This is a genomic window from Clostridium pasteurianum, assembly GCF_001705235.1.
Taxonomy (GTDB): Bacteria; Bacillota; Clostridia; order Clostridiales; family Clostridiaceae; genus Clostridium_S; species Clostridium_S pasteurianum_A.
The window spans coordinates 2,731,618-2,752,170 of sequence record NZ_MCGV01000001.1 but is presented as its reverse complement, the minus strand read 5'-3'; the positions used below and the strand labels follow the sequence as shown (position 1 = coordinate 2,752,170).

General features: G+C 30.0%; 18 protein-coding genes and 2 tRNA genes. 7 read left to right on the top strand and 13 right to left on the bottom strand.

Annotated elements, in window-relative coordinates:
• Nucleotide 1: 1 nt before the first annotated feature.
• From BEE63_RS12250 to purR, 6 genes are all read right to left on the bottom strand, one after another.
• The gene (locus tag BEE63_RS12250) at nucleotides 2-688 is read right to left on the bottom strand and encodes a response regulator transcription factor (protein WP_066021662.1); all 687 of its coding nucleotides are present in this window, start codon (nucleotides 686-688) and stop codon (nucleotides 2-4) included.
• A 179-nt stretch (nucleotides 689-867) separates the two neighbouring features.
• The gene (locus BEE63_RS12245; protein WP_066021661.1) at nucleotides 868-1,833 is read right to left on the bottom strand and encodes a ribose-phosphate diphosphokinase; all 966 of its coding nucleotides are present in this window, start codon (nucleotides 1,831-1,833) and stop codon (nucleotides 868-870) included.
• Nucleotides 1,834-1,855: 22 nt separating this feature from the next.
• The gene (gene glmU, locus BEE63_RS12240; RefSeq protein WP_066021660.1) at nucleotides 1,856-3,226 is read right to left on the bottom strand and encodes a bifunctional UDP-N-acetylglucosamine diphosphorylase/glucosamine-1-phosphate N-acetyltransferase GlmU; all 1,371 of its coding nucleotides are present in this window, start codon (nucleotides 3,224-3,226) and stop codon (nucleotides 1,856-1,858) included.
• Nucleotides 3,227-3,736: 510 nt separating this feature from the next.
• Nucleotides 3,737-5,041: a helix-turn-helix transcriptional regulator gene (locus BEE63_RS12235; protein ID WP_066021659.1), complete on the bottom strand. Its 1,305-nt coding sequence runs from the start codon at nucleotides 5,039-5,041 to the stop codon at nucleotides 3,737-3,739.
• A gap of 208 nt (nucleotides 5,042-5,249) precedes the next feature.
• Entirely contained in the window at nucleotides 5,250-5,537 is a 288-nt protein-coding gene (spoVG, locus tag BEE63_RS12230; protein WP_066021658.1) for a septation regulator SpoVG, read from the bottom strand.
• A 124-nt stretch (nucleotides 5,538-5,661) separates the two neighbouring features.
• Nucleotides 5,662-6,477: a pur operon repressor gene (gene purR, locus BEE63_RS12225; protein WP_066021657.1), complete on the bottom strand. Its 816-nt coding sequence runs from the start codon at nucleotides 6,475-6,477 to the stop codon at nucleotides 5,662-5,664.
• A gap of 282 nt (nucleotides 6,478-6,759) precedes the next feature.
• Here purR and murC point away from each other — a divergent pair, with 282 nt between their 5' ends.
• The 7 genes from murC to BEE63_RS12190 all read left to right on the top strand — a co-directional run bounded on the left by murC (nucleotide 6,760) and on the right by BEE63_RS12190 (nucleotide 12,508).
• Nucleotides 6,760-8,133, top strand: a complete 1,374-nt coding sequence (gene murC / locus BEE63_RS12220; RefSeq protein ID WP_066021656.1) for a UDP-N-acetylmuramate--L-alanine ligase — start codon at nucleotides 6,760-6,762, stop codon at nucleotides 8,131-8,133.
• A gap of 194 nt (nucleotides 8,134-8,327) precedes the next feature.
• A complete protein-coding gene (locus tag BEE63_RS12215; protein ID WP_066021655.1) occupies nucleotides 8,328-8,642 on the top strand; it encodes a hypothetical protein in 315 nt (104 codons plus the stop codon).
• A 643-nt stretch (nucleotides 8,643-9,285) separates the two neighbouring features.
• Nucleotides 9,286-9,361: transfer RNA gene (locus tag BEE63_RS12210), tRNA-Pro, on the top strand.
• Between the two features lie 50 nt (nucleotides 9,362-9,411).
• A tRNA-Pro gene (locus tag BEE63_RS12205) sits at nucleotides 9,412-9,486 on the top strand.
• A 135-nt stretch (nucleotides 9,487-9,621) separates the two neighbouring features.
• Nucleotides 9,622-10,278 (top strand): hypothetical protein, encoded by a 657-nt coding sequence (locus BEE63_RS12200; RefSeq protein ID WP_066021654.1) that lies wholly within the window; start codon nucleotides 9,622-9,624, stop codon nucleotides 10,276-10,278.
• Nucleotides 10,279-10,442: 164 nt separating this feature from the next.
• Nucleotides 10,443-11,798, top strand: coding sequence for a [Fe-Fe] hydrogenase large subunit C-terminal domain-containing protein (locus BEE63_RS12195; RefSeq protein ID WP_066021653.1), 1,356 nt, complete (start codon nucleotides 10,443-10,445; stop codon nucleotides 11,796-11,798).
• A 62-nt stretch (nucleotides 11,799-11,860) separates the two neighbouring features.
• On the top strand, nucleotides 11,861-12,508 hold the full coding sequence (locus tag BEE63_RS12190) for an HAD family hydrolase (protein ID WP_066021652.1): 648 nt from the start codon (nucleotides 11,861-11,863) through the stop codon (nucleotides 12,506-12,508).
• A gap of 323 nt (nucleotides 12,509-12,831) precedes the next feature.
• Here BEE63_RS12190 and BEE63_RS12185 read toward each other — a convergent pair whose 3' ends face one another.
• From BEE63_RS12185 to BEE63_RS12155, 7 genes are all read right to left on the bottom strand, one after another.
• Nucleotides 12,832-13,350 (bottom strand): methyltransferase family protein, encoded by a 519-nt coding sequence (locus BEE63_RS12185; RefSeq protein WP_066021651.1) that lies wholly within the window; start codon nucleotides 13,348-13,350, stop codon nucleotides 12,832-12,834.
• A gap of 534 nt (nucleotides 13,351-13,884) precedes the next feature.
• Nucleotides 13,885-14,319 (bottom strand): hypothetical protein, encoded by a 435-nt coding sequence (locus BEE63_RS12180; RefSeq protein WP_066021650.1) that lies wholly within the window; start codon nucleotides 14,317-14,319, stop codon nucleotides 13,885-13,887.
• A 532-nt stretch (nucleotides 14,320-14,851) separates the two neighbouring features.
• Entirely contained in the window at nucleotides 14,852-16,285 is a 1,434-nt protein-coding gene (locus tag BEE63_RS12175) for a zinc ribbon domain-containing protein (RefSeq protein WP_066021649.1), read from the bottom strand.
• Between the two features lie 30 nt (nucleotides 16,286-16,315).
• Nucleotides 16,316-17,170 (bottom strand): zinc ribbon domain-containing protein, encoded by an 855-nt coding sequence (locus BEE63_RS12170; protein WP_066021648.1) that lies wholly within the window; start codon nucleotides 17,168-17,170, stop codon nucleotides 16,316-16,318.
• Nucleotides 17,171-17,419: 249 nt separating this feature from the next.
• Nucleotides 17,420-18,358, bottom strand: a complete 939-nt coding sequence (locus tag BEE63_RS12165) for a PucR family transcriptional regulator (protein WP_066021647.1) — start codon at nucleotides 18,356-18,358, stop codon at nucleotides 17,420-17,422.
• 56 nt (nucleotides 18,359-18,414) lie between these two features.
• Complete coding sequence (locus tag BEE63_RS12160; protein WP_066021646.1) at nucleotides 18,415-19,524, bottom strand: ABC transporter ATP-binding protein; 1,110 nt, start codon at nucleotides 19,522-19,524, stop codon at nucleotides 18,415-18,417.
• A gap of 86 nt (nucleotides 19,525-19,610) precedes the next feature.
• Nucleotides 19,611-20,546 (bottom strand): TIGR01212 family radical SAM protein, encoded by a 936-nt coding sequence (locus BEE63_RS12155; RefSeq protein ID WP_066023226.1) that lies wholly within the window; start codon nucleotides 20,544-20,546, stop codon nucleotides 19,611-19,613.
• Nucleotides 20,547-20,553 lie beyond the last annotated feature (7 nt).

Genomic DNA, 20,553 nt, shown 5'->3' with positions numbered 1-20,553 from the left:
ATTATTTCACCTCAAATTTATATCCAACACCCCATACAGTTTGAATATCCCAGCCGCTTCCTTCCTGCAGCTTTTCTCTCAATCTCTTTACATGTACATCCACAGTTCTAGAATCGCCAGGATAATCATATCCCCATACTTCGCATAAAAGTTGCTCACGCGTAAATACCTTATTCTTGTTATTTGCAAGATAGTAAAGAAGCTCAAATTCCTTAGGTGGCATCTTTATTTCTTCTCCTTTATATATTACCGTATATGAACTCATATCTATTTTTAAGTCATTAAAATTAAGAACTTGATTTGAAACATTTTCTGAATTGGCCCTTCTTAATACTGCCTTAACTCTTGCTACTAACTCCTTTGGTTCAAAAGGTTTAACCATATAATCGTCTGCTCCTAATTCTAGAGCTAATACCTTATCAAAAGTTTCCCCCTTAGCAGTAAGCATTATAACTGGTGTATTGTCTGCCTTCCTTATCCATTTTAAAACATCAACACCGTCTTCCTTAGGTAGCATTATATCTAGTAAAACAATATCTGGTTTATATTCTATAAATACATCTTGTGCAGTTTTCCCATCATGACATAATTTAGTTGAATATCCACTGCTTTCAAGATAAAGTTTTATTACTTCACATATATTCTCATCATCATCTACTATTAATACTTTAGCCAAAGAATTATCCATATTATTTCCTCCTAGTATTTTTTATATCTATAATCAGTATTTATTATACTTTTAATCATTTTATACAATCCTATATATAATAATTTATCACACTTTTATAACTTAATCACTATTGGTTACAAAATGTTAACTAAAAAACAGGAATTACTTAAAAGTAATTCCTGTTTCTAAATTGCTAATCACTTATTTTCTTCTTGAAATATTTTACTTACAGGCATATCATCATAAATTCTTCTAATTGCCTCTGCAAATATAGGAGCAACTGATAAAACTTTTATTTTATCAATTTTTTTATCTCCATCAACTGGAATTGTATTTAAAATAACAACCTGTTTCAAAGGTGATTTATCAAGTCTCTCTATAGCAGGACCTGACAAAACGCCATGAGTGCAGCATGCATAAACTTCCTTAGCACCCATTTTTATTAGAGCTTCAGCTGCATTTACAATTGAACCTGCTGTATCAATCATATCATCTACAAGTATTGCTCTTTTGCCATTAACATCACCAATGATACTCATAACCTCTGAAACATTCGGTCTTGGTCTTCTCTTGTCTATAATAGCAATTGGTGCATGAAGCTTTTCTGCAAACTTTCTTGCTCTTTTAACCCCGCCTATATCAGGTGAAACCACAATAACTTCATCTTGATTCAAATTTAACTTTTTAAAGTATTTAGCAAGTATTGGCACTCCTTCTAAATGATCAACTGGTATGTCGAAAAATCCTTGTATCTGTGGAGCATGTAAATCCATAGTAAGAACCCTGTCCGCTCCCGCTGTATGTATTAAATCTGCCATTAATTTTGCTGTAATAGGTTGTCTTGCCTTTGCCTTTCTATCCTGTCTTGCATAAGCATAGTTAGGTATTACCGCAGTTATCCTTCCAGCCGAAGCTCTTTTAAATGCATCTAGCATAATTAAAAGCTCCATTATACTATCATTAACAGGTTCACATAATGTTTGAATTAAAAATAAATCAGTACCTCTAACAGTTTCATTAATATCAACAGATATTTCACCATTACTGAACTTACTTACCTTTGAATCTCCAACTTGAACTCCAATTATATCCGCTATCTCTTGGGCCAACGCAGGATAAGAGTTTCCTGTAAATATTTTTATATTCTTCCTATGATCCATCATCTATATATAATCCTCCTAAAAATTATTTCCTTAGTCCTTTTTTATCAACCCAACCTTGCTTTACCACTTGTCTAGCTCTTGCGATTGCAAGGGAACCTTCAGGAACTTTATCTGTTATCGTTGATCCTGCTGCTATATAAGTATTGTCTTCAACCGTTACTGGAGACACTAAATTAGTATTACAACCTATAAAAGATTTGTTTCCTATAATTGTCTTATTCTTAACTTTACCGTCATAATTTACTACAACTGTACCACATCCAAAATTGCAACCTTCTCCTACTTCTGCATCGCCTATATAAGTTAAATGTGATACCTTGGTTCCATTTCCAATAGTAGATTTCTTTACCTCAACAAAGTCACCAAGTCTAACATTATTACCTATTTTGCTTTCAGGTCTTATATATGCAAATGGTCCAACTGTTGTATTTTCTCCAACAATACTTTCAAGAATTACTGAACTTTGTATAGTAACATTTTTCTCAATGGTACTATCCTCTATTCTTGAATTAGGATATAAAATGCATCCCTCTTTAATCACAGTTTTACCTTGAAGTACATTACCTGGATAGATTACTGTATCACTTTCTATCTCAACATCAGGGCCTATATATGTGTTATCTGGATCAACTAATGTAACTCCGTTCTCCATGTGTTTTTCATTTATTCTCTTATTCATTATCTTACTAACTTCAGCAAGCTGAACTCTAGAATTTACTCCTAAAATCTCTTCAAAAGGTACTGCCATAGCTCCTATTTTTTCACCTTTACCCTGAAGAATTCCAATAACATCTGTCAAATAGTATTCTCCTTGAGCATTATCATTCTTTAATTCTCTAAGACTTTGAAGTAAACTTTTAATATCAAAGCAGTACATTGCAGAATTTATTTCTTTAACTTTTAACTCTTCCTCTGTACAATCCTTATGTTCTACTATTTTTTCTACTGAACCATCTGCATTCCTTATTATTCTTCCGTATCCTTCTGGATTATCAATTGAAGCAGTTATAATAGTAGCTTTATATCCGCCTTCTTTATGGAAATCAATTAACTTCTTTACAGTTTCTTCTGTAATTAAAGGAGCATCACCAGTAAAAATAGCTACAATTCCATCCTTACCTTGAAGAAACTTTTCGGCACATTTAACTGCGTGTCCTGTTCCTAATTGTTCTTCTTGTAATGAATAGCTGACGTTCTTCTCAGCTGTAGCTTTCTTTACTAATTCTGCTCCTTTTCCTATGATTACATTAATATCATCAAGATTGGATTTTTTCATAGTATCTATTACATGATTTATCATTTCTTTGTCGCATACTTTATGAAGCACTTTCGGCAATTTGGATTTCATTCTTTTGCCCTTACCAGCAGCCAATATTAAAGCACATTTATACATAATTTAAATACGCTGCTCTAAAAAATAACTATTTTATAGAGTAACGCTTTTCAACTCCTTCCATTTTATAAATAAAGGTGTATATTATTGTTTTGTTTTTAAATCATTTGTAACACATTTATTAAATATCTGTTACACCTTCCTTTATTATATTTTATTGAAGATATAATTTCAACATTATTAATTGTTTTACTTAAATATATGATCTTAAAATTGGTTTAATGTGGTGGAAGAGATTCAAAATAATTTAGAAATGACATGCCAGATAGAAATATTATAATATAGAATTTAGCCAAGTAATATTAAGTTAACAGATTACTTGGCATTTTTATGTAGAAATTAAAATTTTAATAAATTATAAAGGTAACGTTGTCATATGTTACCAGGGAAGTTCTGGTGCATGCGCTAATAAGGGTGCATTACTAAAATTTAAGCTTAAAAGTAAAATACCCATGACTAAAACCAGTAGTAGTATTTTTTTTCTTCTAAAAAACATAATTATCACATCCTTTATGATATAAATTTTGTACTAAAATCATATATTTCTTGAATAGATTGAGTATCATTGTTTTTTAGATAAATTCCTATCAATTTAAACACTATTTTAGTATTTAATTTATTTTCTTTACTTGTCATTATAAAAAAGTCATTTTTTACTTTTTGAATTTTTTCTGTATTATTTGTATCACAATATATATCTATCAATTCAGCGAATATGTTATCTATTACAAAGTAATGTGTATATTTTTGAGAAGCATAAAATCCTTTCAAGCAACATTCTTCAGCCTTTTTTAAATTTTTCAACCACTTAAAAGTTTTACTTAATTCTAAATATATACTAGGTAAATATTTAGAGTTGTTATTAAGTTTATTTATATTTGGTACCAAATTATTAATAGTTTTTTGAGCATTAATATAATCATTAGAATCTCTAAAGAGGTTCAGCATATTTGCTAATACTAATACATATTGTTCCGCGTTAGTATTTTTGAAGATATCTAATAATTTATTATAAATATCGAGACTTTCTGTATACTTTTCTAAGTGTTCCAAACAAATAGCTTCTTCAACAAGAACTTCATAATATTTATTAATATTTACATGCTTAATTATTTCTTCAGTTTTTATTAAATTTTTAATAGCTTCATAATATTGTTTTATTTCAATATAACATAAGGCACTATTAAATAAAAATATGCAGCGATATTCTTCTGTCAAATCATCATTAAACCAATCCAATGCAAATTGACAACATTTTATATCCTGTTCATATTCACCCATATAAAAATATACCATAGATAATTTTCTTAAAATGCTAATAGAATTTTTGCTATACTTATCAAATAGCGCTCTGGCTTTTTCATAATATAATGAGCTTTTATAATAATCATCTGTACTAGTAAAATAATCTCCTGCTAATTCAAAAATGTCTACTTTTTTATCAGTAATATTCCATTGTACTAAGAATTCTTCGACTTCGGTCAGTTTGTCCACAAAGCTAGCATCTTTGTATACCATAAGATCTCTAAGCTCTTTAATATATTTATCAAGTATCTTTTCAGCCTGAGATTTTTCATCTTCCATTAAATATTCTATGTTTTCATCAATTGTTATATGATTTTTACCGCAAATTTTCTTTAAGTTTTTTAATATGATTTCAGCAGCATTCTTGGTGAGATTTGCCTTGCCATGTTCTATCTGACTGATAAGATTTCTAGTTATTTCACCGCCTGCCAGATCTTCTTGTCTTACATTATATTTTTCCCTTAAGTTTTTAAGTTTTGTGCCAATAGACAATATCTCATAACTTCCCATACTTAAAACCCCTAACCTGTAAAAAATTTGATTTACGCTTATTGTACCATTAATTGATTAAAATGTTAATAAAATTATACTAACTTTTATAGAAATCTACCACAGAACTACCTAAAAAAAAAAAAAATAGTCTATGATTTAATAAGCCTTACCCTTGTGCTTATTAAATCATAGACAAAATAAAAAGGAGCTAATAACTCCTTTTTATTTATTCCTCTGTCTCCGTTTTTGTCTCTTCTTCACTCTTAACTTTTTCATATTCTGCCAATATAGCACTTTGAATTTTTTCTCTAGTAGCTGTATTTATTGGATGAGCTATATCTTTAAACTCACCATCTGGTGTCTTCCTACTAGGCATAGCAATAAATAAACCATTTTGACCTTCAATAACTTTTATATCATGAACAACGAATTCGTTGTCAAAAGTTACTGAAACAATAGCTTTCATTTTTCCTTCTGATGTTATTTTCCTTATTCTCACATCTGTAATTTGCATATATTACACCTCCAAAGATGCTCACATATTTTAGAATAAAAATATATCTACTTTTAATATTCTTTATGTAGCTTAATAATCCTTCTTAAATTTTAAAAAAAGCATTAATTTTTTGAAATTTTTATTATTTTCCTATAATAGCTGGAACTATAATTGCAGATCCGTCATCATTTATGCCATTAAAGTCCACTATTGAATAATAATTATGAACTAATTTTTTAGGGGTTTTAGTATTATCTACAAGAACTCCTATACCTAAAAGTTCACTTTCAAATTCTTTTAAGAGATCAACTATTCCAAGTGCTGTTCCACCAGCTTTCATAAAATCATCTATGAATACGCACTTACTGCCTTTGTTCATACATTTTCTTGCAAGTGACATGCTTTGAATTCTTCTAAGAGAACCTGTAACATAGTTTATTGTAACAGTAGCACCTTCCGTAACCTTAGCACCTCTTCTTACAATTACTAGTTCAACTCCCAAAAGCCTTGCCACCTCATATGCAAGCGGAATTCCTTTAGTTTCAACAGTAACTACATAATCTACATTTAAATCTGCAAACTTAGAAGCTAAAATTAACCCTGATAAATGCACCATTTGTGGATTACACATTACATCTGTCATATAAATAAAGTTACCTGGTATTATTCTATCCTTTTCTTGCAAAATCACACATAACTCTTTTACAAATTGTTCTACTCTTTCCTCTGATACTGACGAAATATATTTAACTCCACCAGATGCACCAGCTATAGTCTCAACTCTTCCATAACCTAATCTATCCATAGTATCTCTTACTATTACTAAATCTTCACTTATTGTTGACTTGGCAGCATTAAATAAATCCGTAAAATAATTCAAATTTATAACTTTATTTGGATATTCAATTAAAGTTTTAGTTATAGCCGAAACCCTTTGATTTCTGCTGAACTTTTCCATTACATCACCTATTCTATTATTTTAAAACTACATTCTTAATTTAGCTGTGTTTTAAATAAGATATTCTTCTGCACTTACTTAAAGCATTCTATTATTCTTATTTTATTCTTATTTATACCCTTAATCAATACTTTTTAGAACTTTAATCTTAATTTTACTATGAATTCCTTTATAAAATTTCAATATATAGTATAATGAGAATTAAAGAACATGGGTGGACTTTAATAAAACAATTTAGTAGAATCCCATGTGTATTTATTTTTGTTAGGAGTTGAATTTTTTATGTCTTTTAATCTAAAAAATGATGTAGGTAAAAAAATCCATTTTATTGGTATCGGTGGCGTAAGTATGAGCGGTCTTGCAGAGGTGCTGCTTGAAAGAGGCTTTAAAGTTTCAGGTTCAGATATGAATGATTCGCCGGTACTCGATAAGCTTAGAAAAAATGGTGCAGAAATATATATAGGTCATAGTAAAAGTAACATAAAGGATGTAGATTTAATAGTCTACACAGCAGCCATCCCAAAAGATAATCCCGAACTTATCTATGCACAAGAGGCAAAGATTTCTTTAATGACAAGAGCTGAATTTCTAGGTGCTTTGATGAAAGGACATAAATATAATGTAGCTATATCAGGTACACATGGAAAAACCACTACAACTTCTATGTTTTCTCACATTGCATTAACTGAAAAAGTAGACCCAACAATTTTAGTTGGAGGAAACTTAGACATAATACACGGAAATGTACGTGCAGGAAAAAGTGACTATTTTATAACTGAAGCCTGTGAATATAAAGCTTCATTTTTGCAATTTTATCCTTATATAGGTGTAATATTAAATGTAGATGCTGATCATCTAGATTTTTATAAAAACATAGAAAATGTAGAAAAAGCTTTCACAAAATTTGCAAACTTAATTCCAGAAGATGGCTATCTTATTACAAATGCTGATGATGAGCGAGCTTCAAGGGCAGCCTCAAATGTAAAATGTAATGTAGTTTATTTTGGAATTGACAAAGGAGATATAAGAGCAAAGAACATAACTTTCAATGATCATGGTTTTAGTTCTTTTGATGTATATAATAATGATAAACTTTTATTCCACATTAATCTTAATGTTCCAGGAAAACATAATATACTAAATGCTTTAGCAGCAATAACTACAGCTTTAAAATTAAACATGAGCAGTAAATCAATAGTAGCTGGTATAGAAAGCTTTAAGGGAACTCACAGAAGATTTGAAGTTAAAGGAGTAAAAGACGGAATCACTGTAGTAGATGACTATGCACACCATCCTACTGAGATAAAAGCAACTCTTGAAGCTGCTAAAAATTATCCTCATAATAAAATTTACTGTGTATTTCAACCTCACACTTATTCAAGGACATTAAATTTATTTAACGAATTTGCAGATGCCTTTCATAATGTAGACGAATTGGTATTGGCTGATATATATGCTGCAAGGGAAAAAGACACAGGGGTTGTAAGTTCAGCTAAACTTTCTGATGCTATAAATAAAAACAACGTTAAATGCTCAAATATACACAGCTTTGAAGACATAGTTAAATATCTTAAAACTAAACTTCAAAAAGGTGATTTGCTTTTAACTGTTGGTGCTGGCGATGTATTCAAGGTTGGAGAACTATTCTTAAAATAATGATATATAAAAACCATTAAATAAATTACAAAAGAGCTGAGAATTTTAATAGCCTAATTTCTTTTAGGTGAATTAAATTTTCTTAGCTTTTTTAATTTCAAGCTTAGTTTTATGCCTTTATTTAATGTTATAGAATACTATTTATTGTTATGGGTAAAAATACTTATAGAAATAATTTATAGGAGGATACTATAATGTTTAATTTTTTAATTTCATCAGCAGTTGATATAGTATTAATATTTGCATCTTATTTTATTTTTAGAAGTATAATAAGCGGACCCACAAGACACAAAATATACGAAAAATTTATGAGTTCTTTTGCAAAGTTTGTAATATATATATTTATAGTTTCTGTTGCTATAACTAGCATTTCAGCTTACATTATGTACAGAACCAGATTCGTATCTTACATAAACATAGTTGCACCTGCCTTAGTATCTGTTTTCATAGGTTTTGTAATGTCTACAGTACCTACTAGAGGACTTGGCGATACTAATGAAACGAAATAACAGTGCTTTGGAACATTAAAAAAATTCTATAAATCTAAGAAGAAAAAATCATAAAATACTAAGAGTTTTGAATAACTCACTACTGTTCAGACAAATTCAAAACTCTAAGTATTTTACGATTTTTTCTCCAAGATTTATTAGAATTTTTTTAAATCGTTCCAAAGCACTATTATTTCATTTAGAGAGTAAAACAATGATACCTTAATGTTTACGATTAACAACTTTGGCTTATTAATTAAAAGATTTATCTAAATGTATTTTTCGTAGTGAAACGGAGAAAAATTCACCTTGCTTTTATTTTAAGCGAAGTAATAGTATTTTGAAAACAATTTAAATAAAATTCAATGAGTATTATCATACACGAGGCTTGGGCGAAGCCCATTATCCTTCTTAACTTTAAACAGGCAATCTCCATATTATAAAGGGTTTAGATAAGTTTTTCAATTAATAAACCAAAGTTGTTAGCCTTAAACATTAAGATAGCCTATATTTTATAAAGAAGCATAATTGGTCTACGACCCAACCCCCAGTTATGATAAGACTTATGAGTTTTATTTAATGTTTCAAAATACTATTACTTCGCAGTTTTTTTATTATAACTATTGCTTTTTTCTATGAACTCGTATATAATAGTACATGTTTGCGGGGTGTGGCGCAGATGGGAGCGCGCGTGGTTTGGGACCATGAGGTCGCAGGTTCAATCCCTGTCACCCCGACCAATATTTAACCCTTAGGGGTTTTTTTTATACATAAAATTCAATTATCTTTGCGGGGTGTAGCGCAGTGGTAGCGCGCATGCTTCGGGAGCATGATGTCGCAAGTTCAACTCTTGTCACCCCGACCATTCATTTATATATCTCAATTTCACCAAAAATATTCTTTCAATCCCATGTTACGCTTTTATCAATTGACTCATATAATGTATTGGGTACAAAAACACTTTACCCAATTTATATTACAATTAGGAGTTGATTAATAAATGGCTACAGCACGTATTGCAAGCATACCCGCCACCACTTTATTTAAGAATTCAGGTGGCAATGCATTATATATACCACCAAATCAGGCTGTTGCAGTAGCTAATCCTTATTCAGGTTGGGTTCAAATACCAACGACTGCTACAGATATTGGTGATATTGCAGCTGCTGAATTCTTATGGTATTTGCCTGCAACAAATCCGCTTTTAATAGCATCTGGAGAAACTGCTTATTTTTATAGAAGATTTACTGTTAGTTTCGCTGCTCTAACAGCTGTAACTACCCCAATAACTCCAGCTGTAAGTATTGTTGCTGATAATGCTTTTTTAGGGAGAATTAATATAATTCCAAGTTTAGGCGGTGCAAATATTACTAACTTGTACGATGGAGTATTTACACCTTCTCAATCATTGTACCAGACCACTCCTTACACTTGGCAGACTATTACTACACCACCCGTAACACCATCTAATTTACTTTTAGGTGAAACTTCAGTAACTGTAGAATTTGAACTTGAAGTAATGAATTATATGGCTTCTCCTCTTGGAAATCCTCAAAACCCAGCAGGCTTTGAATACAGTGTATCAATCTCTGGATTTCCTGCAGGTTCAACTTTTACTAATGCAAATAACTCTAATCCAGTTAGCCCATTGCCTTAATAATATACAGGTTTTCCATTAATTTTAATTAACGGTGTCCACAGTAATTTTACTGTGGGCACTTTTTTATACTACACAAAATTTGTATATATTCTTATTAGAATAAATACTAAGGTTATTGGTTAATATATACTGTATAACATAATTTTAAGGGGGCTTCTTTAATGAATAATAAATATTCCGAGTTATTTAAATCATTAGTTGATTCCTATTACAATAATAGTTTTGATTCCTTCGTTTACCATATTCTTTCCGATGAAAACATAGATAAAGCTGAACTTTCAAAGATAATATCTTCCTTATGCGGTGTACATATCGACTTCAAAGATACAAATACATACATAAAAGAATTGAAAAATGCAATTTCACATTATGAATGTAAAGACAATATAGTAGAAAAGATCAAGGAATGCAATAATTCTTGTGCCACCTCAAACGAGAAAACCCCGTGTCAAAAATCATGTCCTTTCGACGCCATATTAATTAATAAAAAAAATAATACCTCTTACATAGAAGATGATTTATGTGTAGATTGCGGAAAATGCATAAATTCATGTCCATCTGGATCAATACTTGATAAGGTAGAATTTTTACCACTTGTAAATCTTTTCAAAAGCAACACAAATGTAATAGCCGCAGTAGCTCCAGCAATAGCAGGACAATTTGGTGAAAATGTATCCCTTGAAAAAATGCGAACCGCTCTAAAAAAAATCGGTTTTTCTGATATGGTAGAAGTAGCTTTTTTTGCTGATATGCTCACTATAAAGGAAGCCTTTGAATTTGATGAATTTGTAAATTCAAAAGACGATTTAATGATTACTTCCTGCTGCTGTCCAATATGGGTCTCAATGCTAAAAAAAGTTTATAAAGACCTAGCAAAATACGTTTCTCCTTCAGTTTCTCCAATGATTGCCTCTGGAAGAGTTATAAAAAAATTAAACCCAGATTGTAAAGTTGTATTTATAGGCCCCTGTATTGCTAAAAAGGCAGAAGCCCGAAATAAAGATTTAAATGATGCAATAGACTTTGTGCTGACTTTCGAAGAATTGAAAGGAATATTCGAGGTGCTTAACATTAACCCTGAAGAACTTTCTGAAACACCTACTATAAATTATGCTTCAAGAGAAGGACGATTATATGCACGTGCAGGTGGAGTATCTACTTCAGTAAGTGAAGCTGTAAAAAAACTTTTTCCAGATAAATATGAATTATTCAAATCTATAAAAGCTGATGGTGTGCCAAATTGCAAAGAGTTACTTGAAAAAGCTCAAAATGAGAAGCTTCCAGCTAATTTCATGGAAGGAATGGGCTGCTCAGGTGGGTGTGTTGGAGGTCCAAAGGCATTAATATCAGCAGATACTGGTAAAAAAATAGTCAATGAGACAGCAGAAAATTCTGATATAAAAATTTCTCTTGATAGCCCGTGCCTAAAAGATATATTAAATAGAATCGGCATTAACTCTGTAGAAGATTTTAATGATAAGTCCAAAACAGAGATTTTTGAAAGAAACTTTGAATAACAATTTATCAGTCGATAATTTTCTCACCTCATGATATACTTATAACTATGAGGTGATAATATATGACCAATTCAATTAAAGCCGCTATTTTTGACATGGATGGTACTCTTATTGATTCCATGTGGGTTTGGCAATCAATAGACGTTGAATACTTGAAGCAAAAAAATTTATCTTTTCCTGAAAATTTACGCTCTGATATAGAACATTTAGGTTTTCAAGATACTGCTGAATATTTTAAAAACAGATTTAATCTTAAAGATTCAGTAGAAGAAATAATTAATGATTGGACACAAATGGCATATAAACATTATGCATATGATATAAAACTAAAGCCATATGCTAAAGAGTACTTGACTTATCTTAAAAATAAAGGTATAAAAATAGGCTTAGCAACAAGTAACTCTCATCTTCTCGTAAAAACTGCATTAAAACCACTTGGAATCTATGATTTATTTGATTCCATAACAATTACAGATGAGGTGAAAAAGGATAAAAGTTTCCCCGATGTCTATCTTCTTGCAGCTAAACGCCTTGGAGCTAATCCAAATGAATGCGTAGTATTTGAAGACATCTTGCCAGCCGTCCTATCAGCAAAAAAAGCCGGTATGACCGTCGTTGCCGTACATGATGAATTTTCTGAAAATAATATATTAGATATAAAAAATGAAGCCCACAAGTTTATTCATTCTTACAATGAACTCATTGCCTAGGAATGCGGGCGAAGTAATAGTATTTTGAAACATTAAATAAAAATCATAAGACTAAGCTCCAAATTATAAAAATACTAAGAAATTTTAATAACTCGCTGAAAAGAAGCTCAGACAAATTAAAATTTCTAAGTCTTTTTATAATTTGAAGCAAGTCTTATTGAATTTTATTTAAATCGTTCCCAAAATACTATTACTTCGCTTAGAATAAATGCTTAATTGAATAAAAGCTTTGGAAAGTTATTACATTTCAAGTATTCTCCTTGGTGAATAATATAAAAAGAACACAAACCATAACTTGAATAATAGAGTTATAGCATAACTGTCTAAATATAACGTCTCACTTTATTCATATATTTTATATATTCTTCTCCGAATTTCTTAATACACCATCTTTCTTCTGAAAGAATAATCCAGTGTGCGGATACTTGAAAACAGATTAATAACGCAAGTAATATCAAAGAATGTGTTAGCAATGCACACCCTAAAAAATAAATAAAATATGCAATGTACATAGGATTGCGGGATACTCGGTATAATCCGTTTAAATTTATTCCATTCATTTTAGGTTTAGCATAATTTACTATAGATACAGCATATAAAATAATTCCTAAACTATATACTCCTAAACCTATGTAAAACCAATAAGAATCAGTTTTGATTTTGAGTACTAATAGGTATAGAAAAATAAAAACGGTTGTAATTTGATAAACCCAGAATGCTACTTTTTCTCTTCCGATTAATGGAGCAAAGAAACCAGCACGTTTAAGTGATTCTTTACCTATTATACTTAAAATTCCATACCTAATAAATATTAGTGGTATTACTGTCAAAAGTGCATTCATTTTACCCCACCTTTTAGTTTTTTGCTCTATAACATTTCTATTTTAGTTATTCTCCCTTTCTAACTATTGTTCATTAAATTATAGTCCTATATAATACTTATTATAATGCAATTTATAAAATATCACACATGCATTGGTTCTTTATTTTTTAAATCTTTTACTTTGGTATATGAATACACTACATTGCTTTGAACTATAAAGTTATTAACCATCCTATATTTTATACAGAAGGATAATTGGTCCTTGTCCAAATCCCAGTTACGATAGAATTTATGAATAGAATAAACCCGCTACAAATCTTTACACCCAAAATTCCGTAGGCACGGAGGAATTTTTTCCCTTGCTTTACTCCAAAAGGGACGGAACAGTGCTGATAAGACAATTTAAAAAAATCTTAAAATACTTAGATATTTCAATTTGTCTGAGCTTTTTTCGCGAGTTATTGAAATATCTTAGTATTTTAAGATTTTTTCGCCTTAGATTTATAGCATTTTTTTAATGTCTCTTCAGCACTGTTCCGTCCCTTTCCTTTCGTTAGGGTTCGATAATATCCTCTTGTAAAATCAGATCTGCTGCAGGTACCCATCCCTTATTATTAACATCTTTATTCAAATCAGTTACTATTTCATACCAAAATACTCCATTAATTTCACCACTATCAACTATCTCAATATTCCTTCCACTTGGTATGCTATCTAATATTTCAGCATTGTCAATTGGAGCAATGTGAAGTTCAGTATCTTTATTTACTATTCCTTTTTTACATTTTACAGGTACATATTTAATCTGAATTGCTTCCTTGTCCTTTTTAACTTTTTCTTCGTAATTCTCTTTTAAGCTTTTCTTTATTTTATTGTTTTGTTTTGTTAAAAACATTAACTGCCTTTTTTGTTTTTCCATCTTTTTTATGAGATCAAATGTAAAATACATACAAATTCCAATAAATATAAGAAAAATAATTATCAACAAAAATTATTACCTCTCGTAAAACATGTATTCACTATACAATATATGTTAAACGATCTAAGTGTATGCTATATATATTGTGAAGTAATAGTATTTTGAAACATTAAATAAAAATCATAAGACTAAGCTCCAAATTATAAAAATACTAAGGTGAATTTTTCTCCGCTTCCCTGCGAAAAATAATATAGATATCAAATTAAATCAGCTATTTAAATTTCACAAGCTTAGTTCAATTATTGGAAGCTTACTTGTCTAAATAGTAATGTACTAATTTAATCTCTGTAATTTATGCCTAAAATTCCGTAGGCACGGAGGAATTTTTTCCTTGTTTTACCCCTAAAGAGAAGTAACAGTGCTGAAGGAACGATTTAAAAAAATTCTAATAAATCTTGATGAAAAAATCGTAAAATCCTTAGATATTTCAATTTGTCTGAACGCTAGTGAGTTATTGAAATATATTAGGATTTTACGATTTTTCCATCTTAGATTTATAGGATTTTTTTAATGTTCCAAAGCACTGTTACTTCTCTTTTAATTACTTGGCATTTGCTATACTAGTTAACTGATATCCGTAATTTTTGTCGCTATATTTAAAAGTGTACTTATAATCAAATGTTTTTTGAGAGTCACTGCCATTATTATTTATATCATAAACCTCATGAGTAACTACTGTACCTGACTTATTATCATTATCAAAAGTACATGAAACAATATCGCAGCTTAGATTATTTTCCTTTATATTTTGGCTATATGCATTAGGTATATATTTTACCTGTTCATTATAAAGTTCACTAGCAGGAGCTATATAAGATGATACATATGAAATATCATTATAATTAACAGCACTGCAGAATGCAGTTATATAATTTTGAACAAGGCTCTTAACTTCGTTTTCATTAGATTGAAGCTCACTTTTTGCATCAGCAAAATTCAAATAAATATCTGCATTTTCAGAGTTGCCATAACTATCTCTTGTTTCACCCATACTCTTTAGCTTTTTGCCGTCCTGTTCAATAACACCATATATGTTAGCATTATTATCAATAGGTCCTATAGGTTCTCTGTCTTTTACTTTTTTACCTGTATCTTCACTATTTACAAAAATCTCAGCATCATCATTATCACTTTTTACATTAACGTATTTTAAATCTTCTAGAACTTTTACTGAAATTTTATTATTAGTAGCTTTTACAGTATCTACATCTTGAGAATTATTAGAAGTACTGTATTTACCCTTGTATGAGCCCTTTACTACGTATTCTCCTGGAATATATGGACCATACTCTTTAGAAAAATCATCACTTGTACTTGTACCAACTTTGGTATTATTAATATAAATATTAGCATCTTTTATCTTAGTTTTCACAGTTATATATGATGCTTTTACTTCTATTTTATAATTTGGAAAGAATAAAAATTTATTTCCATCACGTTTTACATTAAGAATATAAGATGATAAATTAGAATTACTGTTAATTCTATCTGTGTTAAGTGCCTGGTTGTCCAACTGACTTAATGTATTAGTCAAATATGAAGGATTATTTTTAAAATATCTAAGAAGCATAGCCACATTTCCATCATCAATTTTTAATCCGCTATCGTTACATACCATTAATTTTTCCATTTCACTTTTATCTTGCTTATTAACTGCAGTTTTAAAATTATCAACTACTTTTTCTGGACTAGACTGGCTCTTTCCAAAGTAAATAAATATTCCTATTAAAACTATAAGTACCAAAACTGACGCTGCAGCTATTTTTTTATTTTTTGACAGTGGCGCCTTAAATGGTACTGGCAAGTTTTCTTCTTGACGAGCTGGCAATTTTTCTTCTTTTGTATTAAAATTATCGTTTGCTTCTGTTAAAGTTTCATGAGGCTTATTTTCAGCACCCTTTACTTTATTTCCACATTTAGGACAAACAATTTGATCTTCCTTTAATTCATATCCACATTTAGTACAGAATTTCATGTTTAACCGCGCCTTTCTTAAATAATTTAATTATAAATTCAAATTTGAGCTCTGCATAAATGACTGCATTATATTTCTTATGTCTGATTGTATAAATTGTCCCACACATAGACTTCCTAATATTAAAACGAATAAAACTGAAGCCGCTGCAATAAACAAAATTTTATTATTATCTATACTAAATACATTTCTTACAAGTAAAACAAACGTTCCAATACAAATTATAAGTCCTACTAATTCAATAACAAAACCTGCATAATTGGAAGCATAAGAAACTATTATAGCTAATATTTTAAAATAAAAAAATGGTATTACAGATATTATTACGGTATTATAAATTTTTAAAGTATTAACCTTATTTTTATCTACAATACTTATGCCTAAATATAAAATAATAAACATAATTATAATGGTAACTATAAGAACGGCTACATTCTGTACAAAAATAGCCCCATAAGGAACCTTTAAATATTGCCTTATCTTAGAATAATATTCTATAATATCGCTATTTTGTACATTACTTCCTCGTGACCCCATAATATTTGCTAGCGAGTTAATCGTACTAACAAAACTAGTAACCAAATTTTGAATGCTTGAAACAAATTGTTGTACTCTCCATACGCCCAATATTCCGGAAAATAGACATAAAATTATTGTCATGATTATTGTGCTATTTTTTGAATTTTTGGAGATAAACTCTTCACCAGCTGATACAGGTTTTAATAACATATTAGGTAAACATTTAAATACATTTTGTAAATCTGTATTCTCATATTTTACTGGTGCTGTCTCAGTTTTTTCATTTTCGTATTGCTTTGCCCCGCAATTTCCGCAGAACAAATCATCATCTTCCATTTGTGAACCACATTTGTAACAGTATTTCATTTTCTTCCCCCTTAAACTTTTTTGTAATTAATGAATTATTGCATGTTCGTCATAATAGTATAATTAATGACGACTAATTATATTTTACAATGTTTTTTTGTTCTTTTACAGCGTTTTTTTAGGATTTCATGTATTTTTTTAATGAAATTTTAAAAATGAAAATGGTTTCACACAAAAATTAACTCTTATGTAAAACCATTCTTACTATAATTTTCAAATCAACTATTAAATTTCGCCCTGTGAAATTCCTTATTTATACTCTTTCCAAATCAAAAAGGCTATTATAAACACGGCTGCTTCCTTAAAATTTTTTATATCAAATCCAGTTTCCTTTTTTATCTTATCAATCCTATATATGAGAGTATTTCTATGAATATATAATTTTTTAGCCGTACTACTAATATTGAGTCCATTATTAACAAATTCCTCTATAGTGTTAAGCATTTCCGAATCAAAACTATCAAATTTTTCTTTAAACTTATGAAGTATTTCTCGCTTCAGGTTCGTTTCTATATAATATACTATTTTTTCAAAGAAAAGCTTATTGTAATCAATCACCTCATCTTTGAGAGAAAATATTTTCTTAAAGATTAAACTTTCCCTCGCTTTTTCATAATCATCCTTTAAATTAAGCTTTCCCTTTGCGATTTCAACAAAACTAACAATACATTTACAAAATAGATTTGATATCATTGCCTCTCTTATACTTACAGCATGTTCATAGACATCTTCAAAATCACCAACGATTATAATCTCAGATTTATAAATAAAACTTATAATTTTATTTTCATTATACATCTGATTTATTATGTTCAAACCATCGTACACATCAGAATTCAAATTTACAATAAAAATCGCAGAACTACTAGATAAGATACCATTAAGTTCCTTATTTATATTAATACTTTTTCCATCTAAAATATCTACAAGTTCTTTGTATCTCATAGAACGCATTTCATTATACTTATTTTCAATAGAATAGATAAGAAGCTTACTGCATACTTCATACTTCTTATCTATTTTTAATAGAAATTTTTCTTTTCCTAAAGTCAGAGGGCGATATACATTACTGCAATCTTCTGAGTATGAAGCACTTGCATATATTTCTTTTCCATTCTTAGATGAAATTTTAAATTGTATGCCAGAATTCTTTTGGATTTCCTGCAAAAATATCTTCAAATCATCCACATATATCTCTCCTATTTTTCAGATTCCCTTAATAATATAAATTTCTATCAATGCTTTTAAAATATAGTTTTCTCCGTTTCCTTATCAAATACGTGTATTTTGTTTGTATTTATTCCAACTTTAATTTTATCTCCAGCCTTTGACATAGAAGAGCCTGCGACTCTTACAGTAAAATTAGATTTACCTTTAGTTAAATAAATGTATGTCTCAGCACCCATTAACTCAGTAACCTCTACTTTAGCATCAATCACTGCATCATTATGCTTTTCAAGGAATTCAGGATCTTCATCCATGTTTTCAGGTCTTATTCCCATAACGACATTCTTTCCAATATATCCACCATCTTTTAGAACTTTACCAAGTTCCTTTGTGGCAGGAATCTTATCGTCTTCAATTGACAGCATAATAGTTCCATTTTCCTCACTTACCTTTGAATCTACGAAATTCATTTGAGGACTTCCTATAAATCCTGCAACAAACATATTAACTGGCTTCTCATATATATTTTGAGGAGTATCAACCTGGTTAATTACTCCATCTTTCATAACGACTATTCTTGTTCCTAAAGTCATTGCTTCAGTCTGATCATGTGTAACATATATAAATGTATTCTGTAATCTTTTATGAAGCTTAGATATTTCAGTTCTCATTTGAACTCTAAGCTTTGCATCCAAATTTGATAAAGGCTCATCCATTAAAAACACCTTTGGTTCTCTTACTATAGCCCTTCCCATGGCAACTCTCTGCCTTTGACCACCTGATAAAGCTTTTGGTTTTCTATCTAACAAATGCTCTATATCTAGAATTCTAGCAGCCTCTTTAACCTTCTTATCTATAACCTCCTTTGGTGTTTTTCTAAGTTTAAGTCCAAATGCCATATTATCATAAACAGTCATATGAGGATATAATGCATAGTTCTGGAAAACCATAGCTATGTCCCTATCCTTAGGAGAAACATCATTAACCACTTGTCCTCCTATACGTAATTCACCTTTTGTTATTTCTTCAAGTCCTGCTATCATCCTAAGAGTAGTAGACTTACCACAACCTGAAGGACCTACAAATACAATAAATTCTTTATCTTCAATTTCAAGATTAAAATCCTTAACTGCTTCAACATTTCCCTCATAAATTTTATAAATATGTCTTAACGATAAATTTGCCATAACTAATTCCTCCCGCTTTTAAATTATATTTATATTTTAAGACATAGGAAAATGTTTATCTATTCATAAAGCCACCAAATTTTAATCTAAATCTTTGTGCGAAAATCCAAACCCTGATATAAATTATTGGTCCTCATGGTATTATCTATAGAATTAAGAATTTCCCATTTCTTAAGGCTCCACTTTGGTCCTATTAAGAGATTTCTAGGGGCATCTCCTGTAAGCCTATGTATTACAATATTTTGTGGAAGCATGGTTATTGCTTTGCATACTATTTTAACATACTCATCTTTAGTCATAAATTTAAGTTGACCCCTATTATAAAAATCCACCAAAGGAGTGTCCTCTAATAAATGCAGTAAATGTATCTTTATCCCCTGAACATCCTTATGACCAACATAATCTATAGTTGAAAGCATATCCTCCCCTGTTTCTCCTGGAAGTCCGAATATAGTATGAACCACTACATCTATATTTCTCTTTCTGAGATTTTCTACAGCATTATTAAAAACCTCAATACTGTACCCTCTATTTATAAGTTTTGCAATTTTATCATTAGAAGTTTGAAGCCCAAGCTCCACCCAAACATAAATCTTCTTGCTAAATTCCTCTATTAAATCCAAAACATTATCATCTAAACAATCAGGTCTAGTTGCAATAGCAAGCCCTACTACTCCCTCTTCATTTATTGCCTCATTATACTTTTCTCTAAGTACATCTATGGGTGCATAGGTATTTGTGTATGCCTGAAAGTACGCTATGTATTTTCCACTTTTCCACTTTTTCTTCATCATAGCTTTTATCTCTTCAAACTGCACTGGTATTGAAAATCTTCTATCCCCTGCAAAATCTCCAGAACCTCTCTCGCTGCAAAAAACGCAGCCCCCTCTACTTATGGTTCCATCTCTATTGGGGCATGAAAATCCTGCATCCAATGATATTTTAAATACTTTTTCATTAAACTTCTCTCTTAAAAAACAATTTAAACTATAGTAAGGCTTATCACCCCACTTTTTTCTCATATTTTCA